The 25010-nt window shown below is 66.5% G+C and carries 21 protein-coding genes; 4 read left to right on the forward strand and 17 right to left on the reverse strand.

Annotated elements, in window-relative coordinates; all coding sequences use genetic code 11:
- Positions 1-131: 131 nt before the first annotated feature.
- The 7 genes from WT97_RS07070 to WT97_RS07100 form a co-directional block, all read right to left on the reverse strand.
- Positions 132-959: an OmpW family protein gene (locus WT97_RS07070; protein ID WP_060353216.1), complete on the reverse strand. Its 828-nt coding sequence runs from the start codon at positions 957-959 to the stop codon at positions 132-134.
- Between the two features lie 18 nt (positions 960-977).
- A complete protein-coding gene (locus WT97_RS07075; RefSeq protein ID WP_059503359.1) occupies positions 978-2219 on the reverse strand; it encodes a DUF2957 domain-containing protein in 1242 nt (413 codons plus the stop codon).
- A gap of 142 nt (positions 2220-2361) precedes the next feature.
- Entirely contained in the window at positions 2362-3789 is a 1428-nt protein-coding gene (locus WT97_RS07080) for a DUF2957 domain-containing protein (protein WP_060353217.1), read from the reverse strand.
- A 435-nt stretch (positions 3790-4224) separates the two neighbouring features.
- The gene (gene argC, locus WT97_RS07085) at positions 4225-5175 is read right to left on the reverse strand and encodes an N-acetyl-gamma-glutamyl-phosphate reductase (protein ID WP_059503363.1); all 951 of its coding nucleotides are present in this window, start codon (positions 5173-5175) and stop codon (positions 4225-4227) included.
- 191 nt (positions 5176-5366) lie between these two features.
- On the reverse strand, positions 5367-5939 hold the full coding sequence (locus WT97_RS07090) for a flavodoxin family protein (protein ID WP_060353218.1): 573 nt from the start codon (positions 5937-5939) through the stop codon (positions 5367-5369).
- A 214-nt stretch (positions 5940-6153) separates the two neighbouring features.
- Positions 6154-6750, reverse strand: coding sequence for a YbhB/YbcL family Raf kinase inhibitor-like protein (locus tag WT97_RS07095; protein WP_060353219.1), 597 nt, complete (start codon positions 6748-6750; stop codon positions 6154-6156).
- Positions 6751-6991: 241 nt separating this feature from the next.
- A complete protein-coding gene (locus WT97_RS07100; RefSeq protein WP_059503367.1) occupies positions 6992-7678 on the reverse strand; it encodes an orotate phosphoribosyltransferase in 687 nt (228 codons plus the stop codon).
- A 459-nt stretch (positions 7679-8137) separates the two neighbouring features.
- Between WT97_RS07100 and WT97_RS07105 the strand changes: the two genes are divergently transcribed.
- Positions 8138-10408, forward strand: a complete 2271-nt coding sequence (locus WT97_RS07105; protein WP_059790394.1) for an NADP-dependent malic enzyme — start codon at positions 8138-8140, stop codon at positions 10406-10408.
- A gap of 147 nt (positions 10409-10555) precedes the next feature.
- On the opposite strand, the gene WT97_RS07110 is transcribed toward WT97_RS07105, so the two are convergent.
- Entirely contained in the window at positions 10556-14146 is a 3591-nt protein-coding gene (locus tag WT97_RS07110) for an indolepyruvate ferredoxin oxidoreductase family protein (protein WP_060353220.1), read from the reverse strand.
- Positions 14147-14474: 328 nt separating this feature from the next.
- Here WT97_RS07110 and WT97_RS07115 point away from each other — a divergent pair, with 328 nt between their 5' ends.
- Positions 14475-14669, forward strand: coding sequence for a hypothetical protein (locus tag WT97_RS07115; RefSeq protein WP_034209530.1), 195 nt, complete (start codon positions 14475-14477; stop codon positions 14667-14669).
- A gap of 134 nt (positions 14670-14803) precedes the next feature.
- On the opposite strand, the gene hppD is transcribed toward WT97_RS07115, so the two are convergent.
- On the reverse strand, positions 14804-15901 hold the full coding sequence (gene hppD / locus WT97_RS07120; protein ID WP_059503372.1) for a 4-hydroxyphenylpyruvate dioxygenase: 1098 nt from the start codon (positions 15899-15901) through the stop codon (positions 14804-14806).
- A 214-nt stretch (positions 15902-16115) separates the two neighbouring features.
- Here hppD and WT97_RS07125 point away from each other — a divergent pair, with 214 nt between their 5' ends.
- Positions 16116-16640, forward strand: a complete 525-nt coding sequence (locus tag WT97_RS07125; protein WP_059500083.1) for an Lrp/AsnC family transcriptional regulator — start codon at positions 16116-16118, stop codon at positions 16638-16640.
- Positions 16641-16707: 67 nt separating this feature from the next.
- Here the strand turns inward: WT97_RS07125 and WT97_RS07130 are convergent, their stop codons facing one another.
- From WT97_RS07130 to paaA, 8 genes are all read right to left on the reverse strand, one after another.
- Positions 16708-17355 (reverse strand): GNAT family N-acetyltransferase, encoded by a 648-nt coding sequence (locus WT97_RS07130; RefSeq protein WP_059790402.1) that lies wholly within the window; start codon positions 17353-17355, stop codon positions 16708-16710.
- A 233-nt stretch (positions 17356-17588) separates the two neighbouring features.
- Complete coding sequence (locus WT97_RS07135; RefSeq protein WP_006482923.1) at positions 17589-18194, reverse strand: TetR/AcrR family transcriptional regulator; 606 nt, start codon at positions 18192-18194, stop codon at positions 17589-17591.
- A gap of 16 nt (positions 18195-18210) precedes the next feature.
- Positions 18211-19032, reverse strand: coding sequence for a DUF1835 domain-containing protein (locus tag WT97_RS07140; RefSeq protein ID WP_059500085.1), 822 nt, complete (start codon positions 19030-19032; stop codon positions 18211-18213).
- A 128-nt stretch (positions 19033-19160) separates the two neighbouring features.
- Positions 19161-20249, reverse strand: a complete 1089-nt coding sequence (gene paaE / locus WT97_RS07145) for a 1,2-phenylacetyl-CoA epoxidase subunit PaaE (RefSeq protein ID WP_034209525.1) — start codon at positions 20247-20249, stop codon at positions 19161-19163.
- Positions 20250-20251: 2 nt separating this feature from the next.
- The gene (gene paaD / locus WT97_RS07150) at positions 20252-20812 is read right to left on the reverse strand and encodes a 1,2-phenylacetyl-CoA epoxidase subunit PaaD (RefSeq protein WP_060030552.1); all 561 of its coding nucleotides are present in this window, start codon (positions 20810-20812) and stop codon (positions 20252-20254) included.
- Positions 20813-20837: 25 nt separating this feature from the next.
- Positions 20838-21641, reverse strand: coding sequence for a 1,2-phenylacetyl-CoA epoxidase subunit PaaC (gene paaC, locus WT97_RS07155; RefSeq protein ID WP_059500088.1), 804 nt, complete (start codon positions 21639-21641; stop codon positions 20838-20840).
- A gap of 8 nt (positions 21642-21649) precedes the next feature.
- Positions 21650-21934: a 1,2-phenylacetyl-CoA epoxidase subunit PaaB gene (gene paaB, locus WT97_RS07160; RefSeq protein ID WP_006482881.1), complete on the reverse strand. Its 285-nt coding sequence runs from the start codon at positions 21932-21934 to the stop codon at positions 21650-21652.
- Positions 21935-21970: 36 nt separating this feature from the next.
- A complete protein-coding gene (gene paaA, locus WT97_RS07165) occupies positions 21971-22969 on the reverse strand; it encodes a 1,2-phenylacetyl-CoA epoxidase subunit PaaA (RefSeq protein WP_059500090.1) in 999 nt (332 codons plus the stop codon).
- A 201-nt stretch (positions 22970-23170) separates the two neighbouring features.
- Between paaA and WT97_RS07170 the strand changes: the two genes are divergently transcribed.
- Entirely contained in the window at positions 23171-24433 is a 1263-nt protein-coding gene (locus WT97_RS07170; RefSeq protein ID WP_060353221.1) for an SGNH/GDSL hydrolase family protein, read from the forward strand.
- Positions 24434-25010 lie beyond the last annotated feature (577 nt).

Raw genomic sequence — 25010 nt, forward strand, 5'->3', positions numbered from 1 at the left:
GAAACCGATTCGCTATAGTTGTACCTGTCTCCTCCATGTCTCCTCTGATATGGATTCAGCCCGCCGCTTAGGCGGGCTTTTTTTTGCCTGCGATTGTGTCGCGGCGCTCCATTTGCCGGCTCTCGCCGCGCTCAGAACTTGTAGGTCATCCCGACGTAGCTGATGATCGGGTCCGCCTTCAGGTCCGATTTCGACTCGGCGAGCACCGAGCCGTCGGCCGCCTTGATCGTCACCGTCGACGTCGTCTTCAGCGGGATGTAGGTCACCGACGCGACCAGCCCGAAGTGTTCCGTCAGGTTGTACTGCAGGCCTGCGTTGAACACCGGCTGCCACGACGACGACGCCTTCGCTTCCACCGACGTCGTCCCCGGCTTGCCCGCGCCCGCCGCGAGGATCGCACCGAGGTTGTCCTGCGTCTGCTTGATGAAGTTCGTGTTGAGCTGCAGGTCGCTGAACCAGTTGTACGACACGCCGAGGCCGAGGAACGGCCGGAACTTCGCGGTGGCCTGCCCGAAGTAGTACTGCAGGATCACCGCCGGGCTCCACTGCCGCACGCTCTTCACGATCGGGTTGACCGATCCCAGCCCGATGTTCTGCGTGCCGAGCGCGCCGGCGGGGCCGGGCGGCTTGATCGTGCCCCGGCCCGACACCTTGAACACCGGCGGCACGCCTGCCACCGACGTGACCGCGATGTGATCGGTCAGGAAGTGGCTGACCGTCAGGCCGACGGTGTCGGCGCCGCTCGTGTGCAGCCCGGTGCCCGGCGACGTGAACGACGGCGGCAGCCGCAGCGGCGTGTTGATCGGCGTCGGCGCGACGTTGGTCGTCATCGGCGTGCTGCTCTGCTGCGGCATGATGTGGAACCAGCCCAGCGTGACGACGTTGCTGCCGGCGCTCTGCGCGTGTGCCGCGAGCGGCGCGGCGGCGGCCGCCGCCGCGCAGAGAAGGGTTTTCTTCATCACGGCTTTTCCCTCCGCTTACTGGACGAATGCGCCGATCGTGAAATACGGCGTCGATCCCGCGTTGTCGAGGAAACCGAACACGCCACCCGTGAAGATGAACTTGCCGGTCGGCGACGTGCTGCCCGAACCCGTGTGGATCGTCGTGACCGTGCCCGGCACCTTCTGCGTGTAGTCGAGGTCGAGCGCGGTGGCGAGCGACGCCTGCGACGGCTGGAACGGGTCGAGCAGCGTGGCCTGCTTGTCGATCAGCGCGGTGGTCCGGTAATCGAACTGGCTGTCGACGCCGATGTATTCCCCGTTCTGCGAGCCGGCCGCCACGGCCGTCTGCGGCGCGAGGATCGAGATGCTCGATTCGTCGTCGGCGGTCAGGCCCGGCACGCCGTTGCTGTCGGGCGTCGGGTTCGGGTTCGCGACCCCCGTGCGCACGAGGATCGGCACGAGCTGGTTGCGCAGCTTGCCGACGATCATGAAGCCCTTGCCCTGCGGGGTCGCCGACAGCGTCGGCTTCAACTGGCTCGCGTAGTTGTTCGACTGGAATGCGCCGCTGCCGTCGGCCGACTGCACGAAGTTCGTGCCCTGCTGCGCGCATGCGCCGCCGGCGAACTGGCCGGTCGTGTCGCACTTGGTCCATGTGCCGTCCGCGTTGATCGTCACCTTCGCGTCGATCGATGCCGGCGCGAATTTCTGCGACGGCACTTCGCCGAAGCCGATGTGGCTGTACGTGCCCGCGACCTTCGTGATGTCGGTTTCGATCGACGAGAAGCCGATGAACGGGTAGTACGGGAATTTCGTGTCGGGCACCGCGGCCTGGCCGAGCACGCCGTCGAACTGGATCTCCTTGCCGGGAATCGTGCCGCCCGCCACGCCGAAGCCGACGAAGATGCGCGCCGGACGCGACGCGTCGAGGCTCGCGCCGTTCAGGCGGAACGCGCACTGGTTCAGCTTGTTGGTCGGCAACAGCGTTTCCTGCGTGAGCGTGCCGCTGTCGACGGTGCCCGCGCGGGTCGGCACGACGGTGCCGGTCTTTTGCGGCACCGGCGATTCGACATAGGTGACCTGCCAGGTCATCTTGGTCGTGTCGAGCTGGACCTTCGCGAGTTCGCCGCTGCCCGCGCCGCCCGTAAACACGGTGTTGTAGTCGAGCGTGGCGGGGCAAAGCCGCTCTTCGACGAGCGGCGGCGGATTGTCGCTGCCGCCGCCGCATGCGGAAAGAAGGGGGGCGGCAAGGGCCGCCGCCAGAATGAGGTTGCGCTTCATGTTGCTCCTCCAGATTTGTCTTGTGCGGCGGCCAGCTCCCTGTCGGCCGCTTCTGTCGTGTGCTCGTCCTGCCGGCGCCGAGCCGAGCGCCTTCGTGCCTTCCCTGCGCGCGGCGGCGGGCCGGCCGCCGCGCCCTCGATCGCTACTTGCTGATCTGCGCGCCCACGCCGAAGTACGGGGTCGACGATGTCGTCGAATTCGCCGACGTCGACGTGACGCCGCCGTTCACCGTGCCCTGGATCAGCGCCGCGTACAGCCCGCCCGTCGCGATCACGACGCCCGATGCGGACGGGTAGTTCGTGCCGGGCGGCGGCTTCGGTATCGTCGTCGCGTTCAGCAGGCCCGGCATCGTCTGGCCGTAGTCGAGCGTGAAGCCGTCTTCCTCGGCCTGCGTGGACGGGTTGATGAACGATGCGTTGCTGCCGCGGATCAGCGCGGCCGTGTACTTGAAGTTCGAGTCCGCACCCGCGTAGCCGCCGTCGATCGCGCCCGACGTGATCGCCGTCGCCGCGCCGAGCACCGCGATGCCCGATTCGTCGTCGACCTGCGCGTCGAAGTGCAGCGGCGGCGTGCCGAGGTTCACGTTGCCCGTGCGCACGATCACCGGCACCGTCGCGCCGTTGAGCTGGCCGATCACCATGTGCGCGGTCGCCGACTTGCCGGTCGCGCCGACGATCGGCAGTTGCGTCTGCGGCAGCGTCTGCGGCGCCTTCGTGCTGTCGAAGTAGCCGCCCTTCGCGCTCGTCTTCCACGGATCGCCGGTCGTCTGGCAGCCGCCCGAACCGCTCGACGTGCACGCGCCGTTCGCATCGAACGTCTCGCTCGAATTCGAGCCCTTCGTCGCGTAGTTGCCCGACGGCACGAGGTGGTAGAGCAGCGCGTTGTACGTGCCCGGCAGTTTCGAGAGGTCGGTCGTCGTGTTCGCGAAGCCGAGGAACGGATAGAAGTCGAAGTGACGGTTCGGCACCTGGCCGACGTTCTGCACGACGCCCGGGACGATCGTCAGCCCGTCGTACTGGATCGTCGCGCCGGGAATGCCGCCGCCCGCCACGCCCATGCCGACCAGCAGCATCGGCGGGTTCGCCTGGTTGAAGTCGGCGGCCGTCGAATAGGTCGAGCCGTCCGACGCGGGGCCGGTGCCCGGCGTGAGCACGAACGCGCAGCGCGTCTGCTCGGCGGTCGGCAGCGTGCCGGCCGGCGGGTGGACGACCTTGCCCGTGATGGTCGTGCCGACGCGGCTGGGCGTGACGGTGCCCGTCTTCAGCGGAATCGGCGATTCGAGCCACGTGAGCGTGTACGTCATCGCGACCGCGTCGATGTTGACGCTGACGATCTCGCCGCTACCTGCGCCGCCGAGATACGTGCTCTTCGCGATATCGGCGTTGGCCGGGCAGAGTGCGCCGTTGATGGGCTGCGAAGGCGGCGGCCCTTGCGTGCCGCAGCTCGAGCCGGAACATTGGGGCGCATCGATCGGCGCGAGCGCGCCACCGGAGTCCCCCCCACCACATGCAACCAGGAAAGGGGCAATGGCAAAGGCCGTTGCCACCCCCTTCGATAAGGCGTGCGACATGCCGCTGTCTCCAATCGTTTAATTGTGCGAGCTAATGTCGCCGCCTGGATTTTTGCTGTCAATTGATGAACCCGTCTAAAAAAGGCGATTGAAACGGGATCTGCGATTTGAATCCTTGCCCGATAAGGAAATCGGTAAGAATTTAAACGCGGGGCGGGCTGTCGAAAGCTGCCGCGGCAGCGGTTGCGCGGCGTTCGGCGCGCTCTCGCAACGCCTTCCCGCGTATAACGGCAGCGTTTAAATCGACGGTATCCGGTTTATCCCTATTCGGGATTGACTGGATGAGGAAGAGGGCTGGTTTAATTCACTGGTAATCGCGCAATGGAAAGCTTGTAAATATTTGTAAATGCGCGGCCCCGTGTTTTTGTATATTGACTGATACGGGTAAATAAAAAGCCGGCCAATGGCCGGCTTTGCATCGCGTGCGATGTTGAATCAGCGTTTGAGGCCCGCGTCCTCGGCTGCGCCGATGTTGAGGTTCATGCACTGGATCGCGGCGCCCGATGCACCCTTGCCGAGGTTGTCGAGGCGCGCGACCGTGACGAAGCGCTCCGCGTTGCCGAACACGAACAGGTCGACGCGGTTCGTGTCGTTGTTCGCCTGCACGTCGAAGAAGCCGCTGTCGAGGTTCGCCTCCGCGTCGAACGGTGCGACGCGCACGAACGCTTCGTCCGCGTAGTACTCGGCGAACACGCGCTGCACGTCCTGCGGCGTCGCGCGCTTCGCGAGCTGCTCGGGCGTGAAGTAGGTCGTCACCGCGAGGCCCTTCAGGAAGGGGCCGACGATCGGCGTGAAGATCGGCGCGTGCGCGAGGCCGGTATGCGCGGCCATTTCCGGCAGATGCTTGTGGGCAAGGCCGAGCGCGTACGGGCGCGGGCTCGCGAGCTTGCCGCCCGGCGCGGCGCCTTCGTATTCGGCGATCATCGACTTGCCGCCGCCGCTGTAGCCGGTGATCGAGTAGCTGTGCGCGGCGAACGTCGGCGCGACGATGCCCGCATCGACGAGCGGACGCATCGCGAGCACGAACGCCGATGCGTGGCAGCCAGGCACCGCGATGCGCTTCGACGTACGAATCTTCTCGCGCTGCGCGCGGGTCAGCTCGGGCAGGCCGTAGGCCCAGTCGGCGTGGGTGCGGAACGCGGTGCTCGCGTCGATCAGCGTGGTGTCCGGATTCTCGACGAGCGATGCGGATTCGCGCGATGCGACATCCGGCAGGCACAGGAACGTGACGTCCGACGCGTTGATCAGGCGGCGGCGCTCGTCGACGTCCTTGCGCTTCGCTTCATCGATGCGCAGGATCTCGATGTCGCTGCGTGCCGACAGGTATTCGAAGATCTTGAGGCCGGTCGTGCCTTCCTGGCCGTCGACAAAAACTTTGGTGCTCATTTCGCTCTCACTGAATGAAACGGGAGCCGCGGCGCCCTGAAACCGCCATTTTAAGACGTCATCCGGCGGTGCTGCACCGCACGGGGCGAAAAAAGACGGCCGGCGGCCGTCTTGTGTCCCTCCCTTTGACGCCGCCCGCGCCGCGCCGCCGCACGGACGGCGGCGCGGCGCGGGCGGGCGCCCGGGTGCGCTCAGCGGCCGCCGGCTACCCAGCGCGCCGTCGCGTCGGCGACACGCCGGCCGAACGCTTTCGCGGTGTCGAGGTCGCCGGGCAGCGGGCCCTCGTCGGGCGTCGCATCCGCCGGCGATTGCGCGAGCAGGCCCGTGAAGCCGCCGACGTAGTTGATGTCGTTGCGCGTGGCCGCCTTCGAGTTGGCCGGCATCATGCCCGTGCCGACCCACACCATCCCATGTTGCATCGCCAGCGTGACGAAATACTGAATCGTCGAGAACTTGTCGCCGTTCATCGTCGCCGAGTTCGTGAAACCCGCGGCGATCTTGTCCTTCCATTTCTGCGTAAACCACGGTTTCGACGTGGCATCGGCGAACTGCTTGAACTGCGCGGACGGGCCGCCCATGTAGGTCGGCGCGCCGAAGACGATCGCGTCCGCCGCGTCGAGCGCGGCCCAGCCCGCGTCGTCGAGCTCGCCGACGGCGATGAGGCGTGCGGCGGCGCCGGCCTCCTGCGCACCCGCGTGCACGGCCTCGGCCAGTTTCTGCGTGTGACCGTAGCCGCTGTGATAGACGATGACGATGTTCGACATGAAGCGTTCTCCGGAAAGGGATGGGAACGGCCGAGCGCAGGCTCGCCGCGTCGCGCGCCGCACGCGGGCGGCGCGACGGATACGCGGCGGGGCGCCGCGACCGGTGCTGCCGAGTCTAGCAAGCCGAAATGACGGGAAAAAGCGCGCGGGCCGCGCACTGAAATTCGCCGGCGCGGGCAATCGTGCCACGCAACGGGCGGTGGCGCGCGAGTGCCTACTGTCCGTAAGTGACCGTGAGTTGCGCGGCGCCGATCGCGAGCGTGCCGATTTCATGCTCGAACATCGGCGCGGGGCGGCCCTGCGAGATGCGCAGGTCGGTGCCTTTCAGCGCATAGACGGTGATCACGTAGCGATGCGGCTTGCCGGGCGGCGGGCACGGGCCGCCGTAGCCCTCGATCCCGAAATCGTTGCGCGCCTCGCTCGCGCCGATGCGGCGCAGGAAGCCGGATGCGCTCGCGTCGGCCGGCAGGCTCGTGACGGTCGCGGGGATGCCCGCGACGGCCCAGTGCCACCAGCCGTGCCCGGGCGCGTCGGGATCGAACATCGTGACCGCGTAGCCGCGCGTGCCGGGCGGCGGGTTGCGCCACGCGAGTTGCGGCGAGCGGTTCGCGCCCTTGCAGTCGCCGCGGTCGAACACGTTCGCGGCCCGCACGCGGGCACCCGGCGTCAGGTCGTCGCTCGTCACGGTGAACGGGCCTTCCGCATGCGCGGGCAGCACCGCGAAAACGGCGGCGTACAGGAGGGCGGGGAGGCGGAGCGGAGACGGGCGACCCGATGGCGCAGGCGGAGCGATCCGGCGATCCACACGCATATGGCGCTTCTCCCGTCACGTGGGCCGGGCCGAGGCTCCCGGCATTGTTGGCGTTGTGTGTTGCCCGCGCCGCCGACGGCGGCGATGGATCAAGTCTAGCATTAGGGTTCGATGAGCGACGCACACCGGCGAGCGCGATTGCGATCGGTCAGGGCGCCGGTCGGCGGACGAAAAAAAAGCCGCCTGCGATGAAGCAGGCGGCTTTCTCGGCCAGTGCGCCGGCACGCATGCCGGCGTGGCGTCATTCCTTCGGGGCCGTCGCGCCGCCGTGCGCGGCCGACCACTCGGCCGGTGCGTGCAGGAATTTCTCGACTTCGTCGAGCGTCTTCGTCTCGAAGTAGCCCGAGGCCTTCGCGACGCGCAGCACGTCCCACCACGTGGCGAGCGCGTGCAGGTCGACGTCGATGTCCTTCAGGACCGACACGCTTTCCTTGAAGATGTCGTAGTGGAACAGCACGAAGCAGTGGTTCACCTTCGCGCCGGCGGTGCGCAGCGCGTTGACGAAGTTGATCTTGCTGCGGCTGTCGGTCGTCAGGTCTTCCACCAGCAGCACGCGCGAGCCTTCCTCGAGATGGCCTTCGATCTGCGCATTGCGGCCGAAACCCTTCGGCTTTTTGCGCACGTACTGCATCGGCACCATCATCCGGTCCGCGATCCAGGCCGCGAACGGGATGCCGGCCGTCTCGCCGCCCGCCACCGCGTCGATCTGCTCGAAGCCGATGTCGCGCGTGATCGTCGTTTCCGCCATTTCCATCAGCGCACGGCGCACGCGCGGATACGAGATCAGCTTGCGGCAGTCGATATAGACGGGGCTTGCCCAGCCGGACGTGAAGATGAACGGTTTTTCGGCATTGAAGTGCACCGCCTGCACTTCGAGCAGGATTTTGGCGGTCGTATCCGAGATCGACTGACGATCGTAGCCTGTCATGGGCATTCCTTGGGTGATGAGCGAGGAGCGGGCGCGGGCCCGGTGGCGCAGCAAGGGAACCCGCCCGGGGGGCCGGGGCGCGATCGGCGGACCAATCGCATCGCTGCGCGCGTAGCCGGCTATTTTACCCGATCCAGGCCGGTTTTCGGCGGAATTCGCGCGGGTTCGCGATGCCGCTCGCCACCGGCGAAACAAACGGGGCGCGACCAGTTCGATGCTGATGCCGGGGATGCGGCGGTGCACCAACAGAGGTCATTTAGGGGGTGTACACTAGGCGACCCTTGGAAATCGTTCAGTACTTTGTACTTTCCTCTTGCCATCCGCCAAGGTTCGATGGCGTGCCGATCCGGCGCGTCGCGGGCCGTCTCGCAGTCGACCATCCCCTCGATTCAAGCAGACGCGGCCGAAGGTGCTGTGTACTGAGTCGTCACAATTTCGCATGTCTCTCGCAGGTCAATCATGGACGAACAACTGAAGCAGGCCGCTCTCGCTTATCACCTGAACCCGAAACCCGGCAAGATTTCGGTCACCCCGACCAAGCCGCTGTCGAACCAGCTCGATCTGTCGCTCGCGTATTCGCCGGGCGTCGCCGCCGCGTGCGAGGCGATCCACGCCGATCCGCTCGACGCGCAGAAGTACACGTCGCGCGGCAACCTCGTCGGCGTCATCACGAACGGCACGGCCGTGCTCGGTCTGGGCAACATCGGCCCGCTCGCCGCGAAGCCGGTGATGGAAGGCAAGGGCTGCCTCTTCAAGAAATTCGCGGGCATCGACGTGTTCGACATCGAACTGTCGGAATCCGACCCCGACAAGCTCGTCGAGGCGATCGCGATGCTCGAGCCGACGCTCGGCGGCATCAACCTCGAGGACATCAAGGCGCCGGAATGCTTCTACATCGAGCAGAAGCTGCGCGAGCGCATGAAGATCCCCGTCTTCCACGACGATCAGCACGGCACCGCGATCATCGCGTCGGCCGCGATCCTGAACGGCCTGAAGGTCGTCGGCAAGAAGTTGTCGGAAGTGAAGCTCGTGTGCTCGGGCGCGGGCGCCGCAGCGATCGCGTGTCTGGACCTGCTGGTGAACCTCGGCCTCACGAAGTCGAACATCCTCGTCGCCGATTCGAAGGGCGTGATCTACGAAGGGCGCGGCAACCTCGATCCGTCGAAGCAGCGCTATGCGGCGAACACCGACGCGCGCACGCTCGCCGACGCAATCGTCGGCGCGGACGTGTTCCTCGGCTGCTCGAGCGCGGGCGTGCTGAAGCAGGACATGGTCAAGACGATGGGCGATCGCCCGCTGATCCTGGCGCTCGCGAACCCGGAACCGGAAATCCGCCCGGAAGACGCGAAGGCCGTGCGCCCGGACGCGATCGTCGCGACCGGCCGTTCGGACTACCCGAACCAGGTCAACAACGTGCTGTGCTTCCCGTTCATCTTCCGCGGCGCGCTCGACGTCGGCGCGACGACGATCACCGAGGAAATGAAGCTCGCATGCGTGCGCGCGATCGCCGAGCTGGCCGAGGAAACCGACCAGAGCGAGGAAGTCGCGAAGGCGTATGAAGGCCATTCGCTCGAGTTCGGGCCGGAGTACCTGATTCCGAAGCCGTTCGACCCGCGCCTGATCATCAAGATCGCGCCGGCCGTCGCACAGGCCGCGATGGATTCGGGTGTCGCCACGCGTCCGATCCAGGACATGGACGCATACCGCGAGCAGCTCGGTGCGACCGTCTACCGCACCGGCATGGTGATGCGCCCGGTGTTCGCGGCGGCGAAGCAGAAGGAGGCCCGCATCGTGTTCGCCGAAGGCGAGGACGAGCGCGTGCTGCGCGCCGCGCAGTTCGTGCTGCTGGAAAAGATCGCGAAGCCGATCATCGTCGGCCGTCCGTCGGTCGTCGACATGCGCCTCGCGAAGATCGGTTCGAAGCTGAAGGCCGGCGTCGATTTCGAAATCGTCGATCCGGAAGACGATGCGCGCTACCACCGCTACTGGCAGGCGTATCAGGAGATCGGCGCGCGCGACGGCGTGACGCCGGAAGTCGCGAAGGCCGCGATGCGCAAGTTCAACACGCTGATCGGCGCGATGCTGGTGCACCTGGGCGATGCGGACGGGATGATCTGCGGGATGATCGACACGTTCCACAGCCACCTGAAGTTCATCGAGCAGGTGCTGGGCCGTGCGAAGGGCGCCGAGCACTTCGCCGCGATGAACCTGCTGATGCTGCCGGGCCGCAACCTGTTCGTGTGCGACACGTACGTGAACGAACTGCCGAGCGCCGACCAGCTCGCCGACATGACGATCCAGGCCGCGGCCGAGATCGAGCGCTTCGGCATCGCGCCGAAGGCCGCGCTGCTGTCGAACTCGAACTTCGGCAGCGCGCCGTCGGCGTCGTCGCGCCGGATGGCCGAGGCCCGCAAGCTGATCGTCGAACGTGCGCCGAACCTCGAAGTCGACGGCGAAATGCACGGCGACGCGGCGCTGTCGGAAATGATCCGCAAGCAGGCGTTCCCGGGCACGACGCTGTCGGGCGAAGCGAACCTGCTGATCATGCCGAACGTCGAAGCCGCGAACATCGCGTACAACCTGCTGAAGATGGTCGGCGGCGAAGGCGTGACGGTCGGCCCGTTCCTGCTCGGCGCGGCGAAGCCGGTCCACATCCTGACGCCGGCCGCGACCGTGCGCCGGATCATCAACATGACGGCCGTTGCCGCCGCGAACGTGAACACGAAGTAAGTTCACGCCCGCGGGTGCCGCGCATCAGGCGCGGTGCAATGAAAAACGCCACGGAACCTGCGTTCCGTGGCGTTTTTTTCGTGTGAACCGTAAAGGGCGGCGCGGGCGGGGCGTTCCGACCGCGAACGCTTCGCCCGCCGCGTACCGTTACGCGACCTGCTGGTGCGACTCGCCGCCTGCCGGCGAACGCCACTTCGCGAGCAGCGTGTGCCACTTCTGGCGCACCGCGCGCAGGTTGTTCTCCTTCACGTGACCGTAGCCTCGAATGCCGTCCGGCAGCGCGGCGAGCTCGAGCGCGAGCGGGCGGTTGGCCGCGTTCAGCTTGGCCAGCACCTCGCCGATCAGCGCTTCGTACTCGCCGATCAGCGCGCGCTCGGTGCGGCGCTCCGCGGTGCGGCCGAACGGATCGAGCCCCGTGCCGCGCAGGAACTTCGCCTTCGCGAGCAGCCGGAACGCCGACATCATCCACGGGCCGTACGCCTTCTTCACGAGATGGCCGTGCGCATCCGTCTTCGCGAACAGCGGCGGCGCGAGGTGGAATTTCAGCTTCCAGTCTCCCTCGAACTGCGCGGTCAGGCGCGCGAGGAACGCAGGATCGGACTGCAGCCGCGCGACCTCGTATTCGTCCTTGTACGCCATCAGCTTGAACAGGTTGCGCGCGACCGCTTCGGTCAGCGGCTCCTGCACGGTGTCGCCGTCCGCCAGCGCACGCTCGGTGGCGCGCACCTTGTCGACGAATGCCGCATAACGCGACGCGTACGCGGCGTTCTGGTACGCGGTGAGGAATGCCACGCGCTTCGCGATCAGCGCGTCGACCGCCTTCTTCGTGTGCAGCGAGATCACCGTGGCGCCTTGCGCGGGGCGGGCGTCGCCGGCCGCGGCCTGCTTTACGCTGGCGAGATCGTACGCGGCGCGGCGGCCCCAGTCGAACGCCGCGCGGTTCTTCTCGACCGATACCGCGTTCAGCTCGATCGCGCGTTCGAGCGACGCGAGCGTCAGCGGCAGCCAGCCCTTCTGCCATGCGTAGCCGAGCACGAACGGGTTCGTGTAGATCGCATCGCCGAGCAGCGCGACCGCGAAGCGGTTCGCGTCGATGAAGTCGACCGCGTCACCGGCCGCTGCGCGGATGTCGTTCTCGGCGGACACGCCGGGGAAGGCCCAGTTCGGGTTCTTGATGAACTCGGCGGTCGGCGTCTGCGCACTGTTGACGACGACCCGTGTCGCGTCGTGCCGCATCCGCGACGTGCATTCGTCGCCGGCCGTGACGATCGCATCGCAGCCGATCACGAGATCGGCTTCGCCCATCGCGATCCGCGTGGCGTGGATGTCGGTCGGCGCGTGCGAGATCTGCACGTGGCTCATCACGGCGCCGCCTTTCTGCGCGAGGCCGGTGACGTCGAGCACGGTCACGCCCTTGTTCTCCAGGTGCGCGGCCATCCCGAGCAGCGCGCCGATCGTCACGACGCCCGTGCCGCCCACGCCGGTGACGAGCACGCCGTACGCGCGCTCGATGTCCGGCAGCGTCGGTTCGGGGATCGGCGGCAATGCGCTGCCGTCGACCGACACGGCCTTCGGCTTCTTCAACTGGCCGCCTTCGACCGTGACGAAGCTCGGGCAGAAGCCCTTCACGCACGAAAAATCCTTGTTGCAGCTCGACTGGTTGATCTGGCGCTTCGTGCCGAATTCGGTTTCCAGCGGCTCGACCGACAGGCAGTTCGACTGCACCGAGCAGTCGCCGCAGCCTTCGCACACCGCTTCGTTGATCACGACGCGCTTGGCCGGGTCCGGATACGTGCCGCGTTTGCGACGGCGGCGCTTCTCGGTCGCGCAGGTCTGGTCGTAGATCAGGATCGTCGTGCCTTCGATCTCGCGCAGCTCGCGCTGCACGTCGTCGAGCTGGTCGCGGTGATGGATCGTCACGCCCGGTGCGAGCAGCGCCTTCTGGCTGTCGTACTTCTCCGGTTCGTCGGTGACGATCACGATCTTCTTCGCGCCTTCGGACGCGAGCTGATGCGTGATCTGCGGCACCGTCAGCACGCCGTCGACCGGCTGGCCGCCCGTCATCGCCACCGCGTCGTTGTAGAGGATCTTGTAGGTGATGTTCGCCTTCGACGAGATCGCCGCGCGCACGGCGAGCAGGCCCGAATGGAAATAGGTGCCGTCGCCGAGGTTCGCGAACACGTGCTTTTCGTCCGTGAACGGCGCCTGGCCGATCCACGGCACGCCTTCGCCGCCCATCTGGCTGAAGGTGCTCGTGCTGCGGTCCATCCACACGGTCATGTAGTGGCAGCCGATCCCCGCGATCGCGCGCGAGCCTTCCGGCACGTTGGTCGACGTGTTGTGCGGGCAGCCCGAGCAGAACCACGGCTTGCGCTCGGTTTGCACGTGCGGCTTCGCGAGCGCCATTTCCTTCGCGTTGATCACCGCGAGCCGCGCGGCGATGCGCGCTCGCACGTCGGACGGCAATTCGAACTTGTCGAGCCGCGTCGCGATCGCCTTCGCGATGATCGCCGGCGACAGCTCGTAGTGCGCGGGCAGCAGCCAGTTGCCCATCGGCACCGACCATTCGCCGCCGGCGCCGTCCTTCTCGTCGAACTTGCCGAACACGCGCGGGCGTTGCGCATCGGGCCAGTTGTACAGCTCTTCCTTGATCGCGTATTCGAGGATCTGGCGCTTTTCCTCGACGACGAGGATTTCGTCGAGCCCGCGCGCGAACGCCTGCGCGCCCTGCGCTTCGAGCGGCCACACGCAGCCGACCTTGTAGAGCCGGATGCCGATCCGCGCGCAGGTTTCGTCGTCGAGGCCGAGGTCGATCAGCGCCTGGCGCACGTCGAGGTACGCCTTGCCGCCGGTCATGATCCCGAAGCGCGCATTCGGCGAGTCGATCTCGATCCGGTCGAGCTTGTTCGCACGCACGTACGCGAGCGCCGCATACCACTTGTAGTCGAGCAGCCGCGCTTCCTGCACGAGCGGCGGATCGGGCCAGCGGATGTTCAGCCCGCCTTCCGGCAGGATGAAATCGGTCGGCAGCACGATTTCGGTGCGATGCGGGTCGATGTCGACCGACGCCGATGATTCGACGACGTCCGTCACGCACTTGAGCGCGACCCACAGGCCCGAATAGCGGCTCATCGCCCAGCCGTGCAGGCCGAAATCGAGATATTCCTGCACGTTGGACGGGAACAGCACCGGCAGCCCGCAGGCCTTGAAGATGTGTTCGGATTGGTGCGCGAGCGTCGACGATTTCGCCGCGTGATCGTCGCCGGCGAGCACCACCACGCCGCCGTGCTGCGACGAGCCGGCCGAGTTCGCGTGCTTGAAGACGTCGCCGGTGCGATCGACGCCCGGGCCCTTGCCGTACCACATGCCGAACACGCCGTCGTATTTTGCGCCCGGGTACAGGTTCACCTGCTGCGAGCCCCACACGGCGGTGGCGGCGAGGTCTTCGTTGAGGCCGGGCTGGAAGACGATCTGATGGGCGGCCAGATGCTGCTTGGCTTTCCAGAGCGACAGATCGAGGCCGCCGAGCGGCGAGCCGCGGTAGCCGGAGATGAAGCCGGCCGTATTGAGGCCGGCGGCGCGGTCGCGTTCCTGCTGGAGCATCGGCAGGCGCACGAGGGCCTGGATGCCGCTCATGTACGCGCGGCCGCGTTCCAGCGTGTATTTGTCGTCAAGCGTGACGGACTTCAGCGCGGCTTCTAGCGACGCGCGTTGGTCTGCGTCTAGCGGGGCATTCATTAACTGTCTCCTCCACCCGGTCTGGGATCACCAAAACTTCGGTTGCGTCGGCATCTTTTGGACGCGTCAGCAGTGGCCGGCATGTTCGCCGGTTTCAAGGGATGGTAGCACTGGGGCAAACCCGCCGCCCATCGGTCGCAACGCGGGAAACGAGGGCGGCGCACGGCAAAACAGGGCGGGATGATGCGTTACATCATGTAAAAGCATGTAAAGCCGCATTGATCTGCCGGCAAATGCCGTTAATCTTGTCGGCCTGCCGGAGGTGCCCGGCCGCGTCGGTTCGTTCCGACGCAGTCGGGGAGGCGCCGGCAGTTTTACAGGAGGTGCAATGAACACACGTCATATCCAGAGTTTCCTGATCGTGTCCGCCGCGTTTTTCGCGATGACCGGCCCGGTGCACGCGCGCGGCGCGAGCGCACTGGCGGCAGCCGGCGCGCAGATGCGTCAGATCGTGCCGGCCCAGGACACCGCAGCACAGCCGTCGGCCGAACGTGCCGCCGAGTCGAAGGCGAACGTGCGTTGATGCGATCGCGCGGCCCGCGGGCTGCGCCGGTATGCAAAAAGGGCGGGAATCCGAGGGTTCCCGCCCTTTTTCTTTGTGCCGCCGGACCGCGTGGCCATCCCGGTTACTCGGGCGGCCGCCGCGCGGCGGCAGCGTCAGGCCTTGTCCTGCACGACGCCGCGGCGGATCTGGTCGAGCTCGATCGATTCGAACAGCGCCTTGAAGTTGCCTTCGCCGAAGCCCTGGTTGCCCTTGCGCTGGATGATCTCGAAGAAGATCGGTCCGATCTGGTTTTCGGTGAAGATCTGCAGCAGCAGGTCGTCGCGCGCGCCGTCGATCAGGATCTTGCGCTTCTTCAGCTCGTCCAGCGATTCGCCGTGGTTCGGCACGCGGCGGTCGACCAGCTCGTAATACGTGTCGATCGTGTCGAGCAGCTTCACTTCCTTGCTGCGCAGCCCGTCGACCGCCCGGTAGATGTCGCTCGCGCCGAGCGCGATGTGCTGGATGCCTTCGCCGTGATACGCGTCCAGGTATTCCTGGATCTGGCCGGCCGTATCCGAGCCTTCCTCGTTGATCGGGATGCGGATCTTGCCGCACGGCGACGTCATCGCCTTCGACTTCACGCCCGTCACCTTGCCCTCGATGTCGAAATAGCGCACTTCGCGGAAGTTGAACAGGCGTTCGTAGAACTCGGCCCATTCCTGCATGCGGCCGCGATGCACGTTGTGCGTCAGATGGTCGATGTAGGTGAGGCCGTGGCCGACCGGGTTCGGGTTCGCGCCGGGAATCGGTTCGAAGTCGACGTCGTAGATGCTGATGTCGCCGATCGCGCCCGGTTGTGCGCCGTTCTTGCCGCGCCAGCGGTCGACGAAGTAGATCAGCGAATCGCCGATGCCCTTGATCGCGGGGATGTTCAGTTCCATCGGGCCGGTCTTGTTGTCGAAGCCCCATGCGCCGAGCTCCAGCGCGTGCTGGTACGCCTTGGCGGCATCCTGCACGCGGAACGCGATCGCGCAGATCGACGGGCCGTGCAGCCGCGCGAAGCGTTGCGCGAACGAATCGGGTTCGGCGTTGATGATGAAATTGATATCGCCCTGGCGGTACACCGTCACGTCCTTGTGGCGATGGCGCGCGATCGCGGTGAAACCCATCCGTTCGAACAGTTGTCCGAGGGCTTTCGGGTCCGGTGCCGTGTATTCGATGAATTCGAAGCCGTCGGTGCCGACGGGGTTGTCCCAGGTGGGGATCTGCATGTCGTGTCTCCTGTGCGGGGCGATCGGCCGGGGCGGCGTGCGCGTGCCCGGCGTGGTTCGATGTCGACGGCCGTGCCGGCAGCGCGCGTGCGCGGCGAGTCGAAACATGCGACAGAGTGTAGCGGGCGGCCGCGAGCGGAAACTTGCGAACTTAATCGCCCGCGCCTACGATGGCGCAATTTCCAGTCTCAAAATAATCATCGGAGGGCAGAAGATGGCGCAAGCCGAATTGGATGCCATCGATCGGCGAATTCTCGCGATTCTTCAGGAGAACGGGCGCCTGTCGAACCAGGAGATCGCCGAACGCGTGAACCTGTCGCCGAGCCCCTGCCTGCGGCGGATCCGGCGGCTCGAGGAAATCGGCGTGATCACGGGCTACGTCGCGCTGCTGAATCCGCAGAAGCTCGGGCTCGACCTGCTGGCCTACGTGAGCGTGCGGCTCGAAAAGCGCGGCGGCCTCGCGCCGATGCGGGCCGACGAGACGTCGGCGCGCGCGGGCGCGACCCACGCGGAACTGTTTCGCGCGGCCGTGCAGGCCTGGCCGGAAGTGGTCGCGTGCCACGCGATGACGGGCGACATGGATTACCTGCTGCGCGTGCAGGTCGAGGACATGGCGCATTTCTCCCGCTTCGTGCAGGAGCATCTGCTGCACCATCCGTCGGTGATCGACGTGAAAACGAGCTTCTCGCTCGACTGCTTCAAGGAAACGACGGCGTTGCCGATTCGTTCGGTGCGCTAGCGCGGCGGGGAAGGGAGGGCGCCGGGCACGCCCGCAGGCGCGGCCCGGCTGGCTGACGTCGTCGACGTCAGGCCGTCAGTGCGGCGGGCATCAGCGATTCGATGAACTTCGTCGTGCGGCGCGCCTGGCGCTTCATCGCGTAGTCGAACACCGCGGCCTGCTCCTGCAGCATCTCGGCGATGATCGTCGAGTGGTCGGCCGGCGGCAGCGACAGGTACGCATCGGCTTCGCCGTACGCGTACTCGATCCGCATCCCGGACTTCTTCGCGATGTGCATCATCGTCGCGTTACGCGACAGGCAGTGCATGTACAGCATCGTCACGTGCGTGTTGCGGCTGCGGATCGCCGCGCGCTCGAACAGCTTCGAGCCGACGCCGCGGCCGCGCGCGCTTTCGAGCACCGACACGCCGAATTCCGCCGTGCGCGTGTCGCCCTCGGCCGGCAGATAGGCCAGGTGGCCGACGCCGATCAGTTCGAGGTCGTGGTCGAACACGCCGAACACGGTATCGCGACCGAAGTCGATCGTGCGGACATAGTTCTCGATCACGTGGTCGGGAACCATCTGGCCGAAGCGCAGCAGGCGGTCCTCTTCGTCGAGCGAGAGAAAGTGGGTGAGCATTTGCTCACGGTCTTTGGAAGCCAGTTCCCTGACGAGAACCGGCGCAGTACCGACCTTGCCGACAGCATCGGCACGGCCGTTGAATTGCGTGTTCATCGTGGGTTCCTCAGTGTGGGCGCACAAACGGGTTGTGCAATGCAACAGCATTTTACCCGAGCGGGGTTGGGGAAAACCCGTATTTGACAGTGTTTATGCCGAGGAGGAATTCTAAATCCGCTTAGTTCATTCTCTATCTATTTGATTTTTAACGGATATAAAATTCATCATATGAAATGCGTGGCGGGCGGTCGCACTGTGCCCGCCACGCAACGCATGCTGCTGCGCGGCAATCAGGCGGCTGTCGACAGCCCGCGTTCGATCAGGTCGATCACCTGTTCGGCGAAGTCGCGGTAGCCGAGGCGCCCGCCCGGCTTCAGCCACGTGAAGGTCCAGTTGATCATCCCGAACACCATCATCGTCACCGAGGTCTGGTTTTCCTTCGAGATGCGGTCCGGGTACGCGCGCGCGAGCTGCCGCGTGAACGCCGCGACGATGTCGCGCTGGCGGTCGAGCACGATTTCGCGCTGCGCGTCCTCGAGATACTTCACGTCGTTGAGCAGCGCGACGTGGCGGCTGTGCGACGTCTCGTATTCGGCGAGGAACGCGCGCACGAGTTCGGCGAACGCGTCGCGCTCGCTGAGGCCGCGCCGCTGGCTCGCGCCCTCGACCTCGGCGATGATCAGCATCAGCCGTTTCGTGTAGCGGTCGAGCAGGTCGAACAGGATCGCTTCCTTGCTCTCGTAATAGTGATAGAGCCGCGCCTTCGACGTGCCGCTCGCGGTCGCGAGATCGGACATCGACGTGCTCGGGTAGCTCGTCTGCGCGAATTTCTCGGCGGCCAGGTCGAGGATCTGCTCGCGCTGGGATTCGTGGTCGGGCGCTCGGGTTCGGGCCATGGTCGAATACGGAAGATTAGCGGTGCGGGGCGGCGCGGACTGCGCGCACCTGCGTGGAAGAGAGGGCGTCGGGCGCGTCGTCCTGCAGCTCGAGCCGGCCGGCGACCGCCAGCTCGCGGCAACGCCACCAGGCGATCGAGTCGCTGACGAACAGCCCGCCGCGGTCGGCGGCGGCCATGATGCTGCCGACGAGGCGCCGCGCAGGCTGCCAGTCGGTTTCCGCGCGCGCGACGATCAGTGCGTCGAGATCGGCGTAGTGGCCGCTCTTGATCGTGTTGCTGACCCAATAACGCAGTTCGGCGTTCAGGTGCTTCGCTTCCTGCCATTCGAGCGCGAGGCGGCCGATGCGCAGGACCGAGACCGGCGCGGCCGCCGGCCGTTTGCGCGCCAGTTCCGCGGGCGAGAACATCCCGGTCGCGCATGCCTGGTCGGTGCGCGACAGCGACGCGCGCTGCGCGGCGTCGAGATCGGCGGCCGACAGCCGCACCTCGTTCAGGCGCTGCGGCACGTTGCGCAGGTGATAGGCGACGCGGCGCAGCAGCAGCTTGTCGCCGACGCTCGGCGCGTGCCACACGACGACCTGGCCGGTCTCCGTCGCGAGCTGGTCGAGGCGTGCGAATTCGCCTTCGATTTCCGCGTTCCAGTCGGGAATCTGGTTGCCGAGCACGTGCTGCCAGAAGGCGGCGCGCGTGTCGGGCGTCTCGTCGGCGCCCTTCAGCGGCCCGACGCCGAGATCGTCGAGCAAACCGACGACGCGCTCGTCGCGTCCGGCTTGCGCAAGAGCCTCGCGCAGCGACGCGGCGGCGGTGCCGCCCTGAATCACATGAATGGTACTCATCGGCCTGTCGTCAACAAAAGAAAACCGCCGGCCGGGCGGACGTTGCGACGTCCAGCCGGCCGGCGGCCCCTAGTGTAAGCGAGATGTGTGACGGCGAGAAACCGTCGGGCGCCGCGACGCGATGCCGCTCAACGTTCGTCGAAGCTCACGACGACCTTGTCGCTGATCGGGTGGCACTGGCACGTGAGCACGAAGCCGTCCTTCACTTCGTGGTCCTCGAGCGTGTAGTTCTTCTCCATCCGCACTTCGCCTTCGACCACCTTCGCGCGGCACGTGCAGCACACGCCACCCTTGCACGCATACGGCAGCGCGAGGCCGGCGCGCAGGCCCACGTCGAGCAGGCTCACGCCTTCGTACGGCAAACGCAGCTTGCGCTTCTTGCCGTCGAGCACGATTTCGAGGTCGGCGGCCGGCGTCTGGTCGGTGATCTCGACGACCGGTGCGCCGGCCTGCGGCAGCGGCGTGCCGAATCGCTCGACGTGCACCTTCGCCTGCGGCACGCCGGCCGCCTTCAGCGCGGCTTCGGCGGCGTCCATCATCGGCGCCGGGCCGCAGATGAATGCCTCGTCGATCGCGTCGGCCGGCGTCAGCGTCGCGAGGAATTCCGCGCACTTCGCCTGATCGAGCACGCCGTTGAACAGCTCGACGTCCTGCAGGTCGTCCGACAGCACGTGATAGAGGACGAAGCGGTTCATGTAGCGATTCTTCAGGTCCTCGAGCTCCTCCGCGAACATGATCGCGTCGACGCTGCGGTTGCCGTAGATCAGCGTGAACGTGCTGCGCGGCTCGAGTTCGAGCGTCGTCTTCACGATCGCGAGCACCGGCGTGATCCCCGAGCCGCCGGAAAACGCGACGTACTGCTTGCCGTGGTCTGCGTTCAGGTGCGTGAAGAAGCGGCCGTCCGGCGTCATCACGTCGATCGTGTGGCCGGGCTTTAGCGTGTCGAACGCGAAGTTCGAGAAGCGGCCGCCGCGCACGCGTTTGATGCCGATGCGCAGTTCGCCGTCACGGTCGTAGTCCGTCGTGCCGACGCAGATCGAATACGAGCGGCGCGTCTCCTCGCCGTCGATGTGGGTCTTCAGCGTGACGAACTGGCCCTGCGTGAAGCGGTACGCGTCGCGCAGCTCGGGCGGCACGTCGAACGAGACGGTCACGGCGTCGGCGGTCTCGGGCCGCACGTCGCGGATACGCAGCGGATGAAATTGCGGGGTCGCCATATTCAGTAGGGTTTGAAGTAGTCGAAGGGTTCGCGGCAGTCGACGCAGCGATACAGCGCCTTGCAGGCCGTGGACGCGAACTGCGCGAGACGTTCGGTGCGCGCGGAACCGCAGCGCGGGCAGGCGGGTGCCGCGACCGGCCGCGGCACGAAGCGCACGACGTTTTCCCGCGGCGCGGCGCTGCCGCACTGGCCGGCCGGCGGCGCAATGCCGTACGCGCGCAGCTTGTCGCGCGCCTCCTGCGTGATCCAGTCGGTCGTCCATGCGGGCGCGAGCACCGTCTCGATCCGGTGCGGCGGCAGATCGGCGGCCTGCAGCGCGGCGGCAATGTCCTCGGCGATCTGCGACATCGCCGGGCAGCCCGAGTAGGTCGGCGTGATCACGACTTCGAGCCGGCCGTCGTCCGCGCGGCGGACGTCGCGCAGGATGCCGAGCTCGCGGATCGACACGACCGGGATCTCCGGGTCGGGCACGGCTTCCAGCACGTCCCACGCACGGGCGAGCAGCGGATCGTCGCGGTGCGCGGCGGCGTTGCGGGCTGGGGCAGCGGTCTGGGCGGACATCGTCGGGCTCCGTGGCGTGGGCCGATTACCAGCTCGCGCCGGGGTGCTGGCGCGCGAGGCTCTGCATTTCCGCGAGCAGGTAGCCCATGTGTTCCGAATGCTCGCCTCGCTTGCCGGTCGTCACATGCTTCACCGGCGCCGGCAGCGTCAGCGTGGCCTCCGCGAGCGCGTCGTCCACGTCCGCGCGCCACGCGGCTTCGATCGCGGCCGGCGCCGGGCCGATGCCCGCTGCAACGATCGCGTCGTCGATCGCATCGGCGGCGAAGCATTCGCGCGTATACGGCATCAGGTAGTCGAGCGCGGCTTGCGCGCGGCGGTGCGATTCGTCGGTGCCGTCGCCGAGGCGCACGAGCCATTCGCGCGCATGCTGGACGTGATAGCGGGTTTCCTTCACCGATTTCGCGGCGATCGCGGCCAGTTGCGTGTCGGTCGACGTTTCCAGCGCGCTCCATACGTGCAGCATCAGCGTCGCGTACAGGAAGTTGCGCACGATCGTCACCGCGTAGTCCTTGTCGGCGTGCGCGGTGCCGGACACCGGGCCGTAGTGCGGCAGCTCGGCGAGCGTGAAGTTCGCGAACTCGCGCTCGGTGCGGAAGTACGCGTAGTCGTCTTCGGTTTTCGTCGCGCCGGTGAGCTGGCGCTCGAGTTCGGCCGCGTGGGTATACAGCATGCGCGCCTGGCCGATGAGGTCGAGGCTCATGTTGGTGAGCGCGATGTCTTCCTCGAGGATCGGGCCGTGGCCGCACCATTCGGCGTTGCGCTGACCGAGGATCAGCGCGTTGTCCGCGAGGCGCAGCACGTAGGAGAGGTGTTCGGGCGTGATCGTCATGGCGCGCGTTACATGTGGTTGACTTCGTCGGGCAGCGTATAGAACGTCGGGTGACGGTAGATCTTGTCGCCCGCCGGCTCGAACAGTTCGGCCTTTTCGCTCGGATCCGACGCGGTGATCGCCGACGACGGCACCACCCAGATGCTCACGCCTTCCTGGCGACGCGTGTAGACGTCGCGCGCCATGCGCAGCGCCATCGTCGCGTCGGCGGCGTGCAGGCTGCCGCAATGCTTGTGGTCGAGGCCCTGCTTGCTGCGCACGAACACTTCCCAGATCGGCCATTCCTTGTTCATCGCTTTCTCCTGATTCCTGAATTCGAGGGATGCCGCTCAGGCGGCGTGCTGTTCGGCGCGGGCGCGGCGCTTCGCTTCGTGCGCGAGCGCGGCTTCGCGCACCCAGGCGCCGTCTTCGTGTGCTTTCACGCGGGTCGCGAGGCGTTCCTTGTTGCACGGGCCGTCGCCGTTGACCACGCGCCAGAATTCGTCCCAGTCGATCGTGCCGTAGTCGTAGTGGCCGCGCGCCTCGTTCCACTTCAGGTCGGGGTCGGGCAGCGTCACGCCGAGCACCTTCGCCTGGTCGACCGTCGCGTCGACGAATTTCTGCCGCAGATCGTCGTTCGAGATCCGCTTGATGCCCCATTTGGCGGACTGGCTGCTGTGGACCGAATCGGCGTCGCTCGGGCCGAACATCATGAGCACCGGCCACCACCAGCGGTCGACGGCCTGCTGGACCATCGCGCGTTGCGCGTCGCTGCCCTTCATCATCGACAGCAGCGCGTCGAAACCCTGGCGCTGGTGGAACGACTCTTCCTTGCACACGCGGATCATCGCGCGCGCGTACGGGCCGTACGTGCAGCGGCACAGCGGGATCTGATTCATGATCGCGGCGCCGTCGACCAGCCAGCCGATCACGCCCACGTCGGCCCAGGTCGGCGTCGGGTAGTTGAAGATGCTCGAGTATTTCGCCTTGCCGGCGTGCAGCGCGTCGATCAGCGCATCGCGCGATACGCCGAGCGTTTCGGCCGCGCTATAAAGATAGAGGCCGTGGCCGGCTTCGTCCTGCACCTTCGCGAGCAGGATCGCCTTGCGCTTCAGGCTCGGCGCGCGCGAGATCCAGTTGCCTTCCGGCAGCATGCCGACGACTTCCGAATGCGCGTGCTGCGAGATCTGGCGTATCAGCGTCTTGCGATACGCGTCGGGCATCCAGTCCTGCGGTTCGATCTTGCCGTCCGCGGCCATCACCGCATCGAACCGCGCCTGCTCGGGCGACTCGGCTGCGGCGTCGAGCGGCGCGACGTTGCCGGGGATGTCGAGGGATTGCGTGTACATGGCGAAAGCTCTCGTCCGGTTGAATGTGTTGCGAAGTATAAACCAACCGACCGGTCGGTTAATAAATTTCTCGCGAATTTGCGATGGGATTCGGGTAAACGACAGAAGTCGGGGCGCGATCGGGCGGCGCGAGTACGGCCCCGCACGTGGGCCTCGCGTCTTCTGCGGCACAATGCCCGCTTTCCGATGAGGATTTCGCCGATGTCATTTCGAAGCAGTTTCGCCGCGGTAGCGCTGGGCGCGGCCGTTTTCGTGTCGCCGCTTGCGGCGTCGGCCGCGCCGGCCGGTTGGGTCGCCGCGTGGGCGACCGCGCTGCAGCCGATTCCCGATCTCGCCTCGCCGCCGCCGCTCTACCGTGCTCCCGACGTGGCCGGGCGGACCGTGCGCCAGATCGTCTACCCGACCGTGTCGGGGCGGGCCGCGCGGATTCGCGTGAGCAACGCATACGGTCGCGCGCCGCTGGTCGTCGAGGGCGCGAGCCTTGCGCGCGCCGGCGAAGGGGCGGCACTTGCCGGCGGCGCGGCGGTACCGGTGCGGTTCGGCGGTAAGGCGTCGGTGACGCTCGCGCCGGGCCAGGAGCTCGAAAGCGATCCGGTGGCGATCGACGTGATGGCCGCGCAGCCGTATGCGATCGATCTCCGGATGGGGCCGAACCAGCGGATGACGGTCTGGCATCGCGTGTCGAACCAGTTCAACTATGTGTCTGGGCCCGGCGATCATGTGAGCGATCCGGCCGCCGCCGCGTTCCGCACCCGTTTTACCCAATATGCGTGGGTGACCGAGCTGGCCGTCGAAGTCGGTTCCGCGCATGCCAGCGTCGCCGCGATCGGCGACTCGATCACCGATGGGCTGCGCTCCAGCGTGAACCGGAACCGTCGCTGGCCCGACGCGCTCGCGCGCCGGTTGGCGGCGTCGGGCGCCGATTCGATCGGCGTCGTGAATCTCGGCATCAGCGGGAACCGGTTGCTCAGCGATTCAGCGTGCTACGGCACGTCGCTGGCGTCGCGGTTCGAGCGCGATGCGCTGTCGCGCTCGGGCGTGAAGGCGGCGATCGTGCTGATCGGGATCAACGACATCAACTTCGCGGCGATGCCGCCGCGCGCGGGGCTCGACTGCGATCACCCGCATACGCAGGTGACGGCCGCGTCGTTGATCGACGGCTATCGCCGGCTGATCGAGGCGGCGCACCGACAGGGCGTGAAGGTCTTCGGTGCGACGCTCACGCCGGCGGCGTTGCCGGCCGGACGCGAAGCGATTCGGCTCGAGGTGAACCGGTGGATCCGCGGCGGCGGGTTCGACGGCGTGGTGGACTTCGACGCGGTGCTGCGCGATCCGGCGCGCCCGAGCGTGCTGCAGCGCCGATACGATAGCGGCGACGGTATCCATCCGAGCGATGCGGGCTACGCGGCGATGGCCGACGCGGTGCCGGTCGAGCAACTGCGGGCTGCGGTGGGCAGCAAGTGACGCGCTTCTATATATAGGAGGGGGAAAGGTTGTCGGCGGTCTGCGGGCCGACAGCGTGACATCGTGCGTCGCGCCCAAAGCCTCCGTGCGCGGCAGCGCACGGAGGCTTTTTCAAACTTTCTTCACAAAGAGCTTGCACGGAAGGGGGCGGATGCATAGAATCACGCCTCTTTCGCGCTAACGGAAACGCGGCGCGGGAGGAAGGGAAGCGGTGCTGTTGGGGTTCGGGGGTAACGAGCCCGACGGCGCAGGAAGATGACCCCGCAGTCGCAACGATGTCGTGCAGAAAGTTGTTGACGCGCTGCGAAACACGGTTCATAATCTCGTTTCTCTGCTGCTGAAAACGCAGCGCTGCTGAGGGGTTCAAGATCCCTCGCAGAATGCTCTTTAAAAATTAACAGCCGATAAGTGTGGGCGCTTGATGGAAGCGAGCTGATCCTCGGATCAGGTAGCGAAAGTATCAAGAGTCTCACACTAAAGTAAGTCAGGTTTATGAAGTGATTCATATTCCTGTCAGCTTTGAGTGAGCGACCGGTTCGAAAGAACCGAAAACAGTAACAGGTTTGAACTGAAGAGT

Source organism: Burkholderia sp. MSMB1459WGS (genome assembly GCF_001534535.1).
Lineage (GTDB): Bacteria > Pseudomonadota > Gammaproteobacteria > Burkholderiales > Burkholderiaceae > Burkholderia.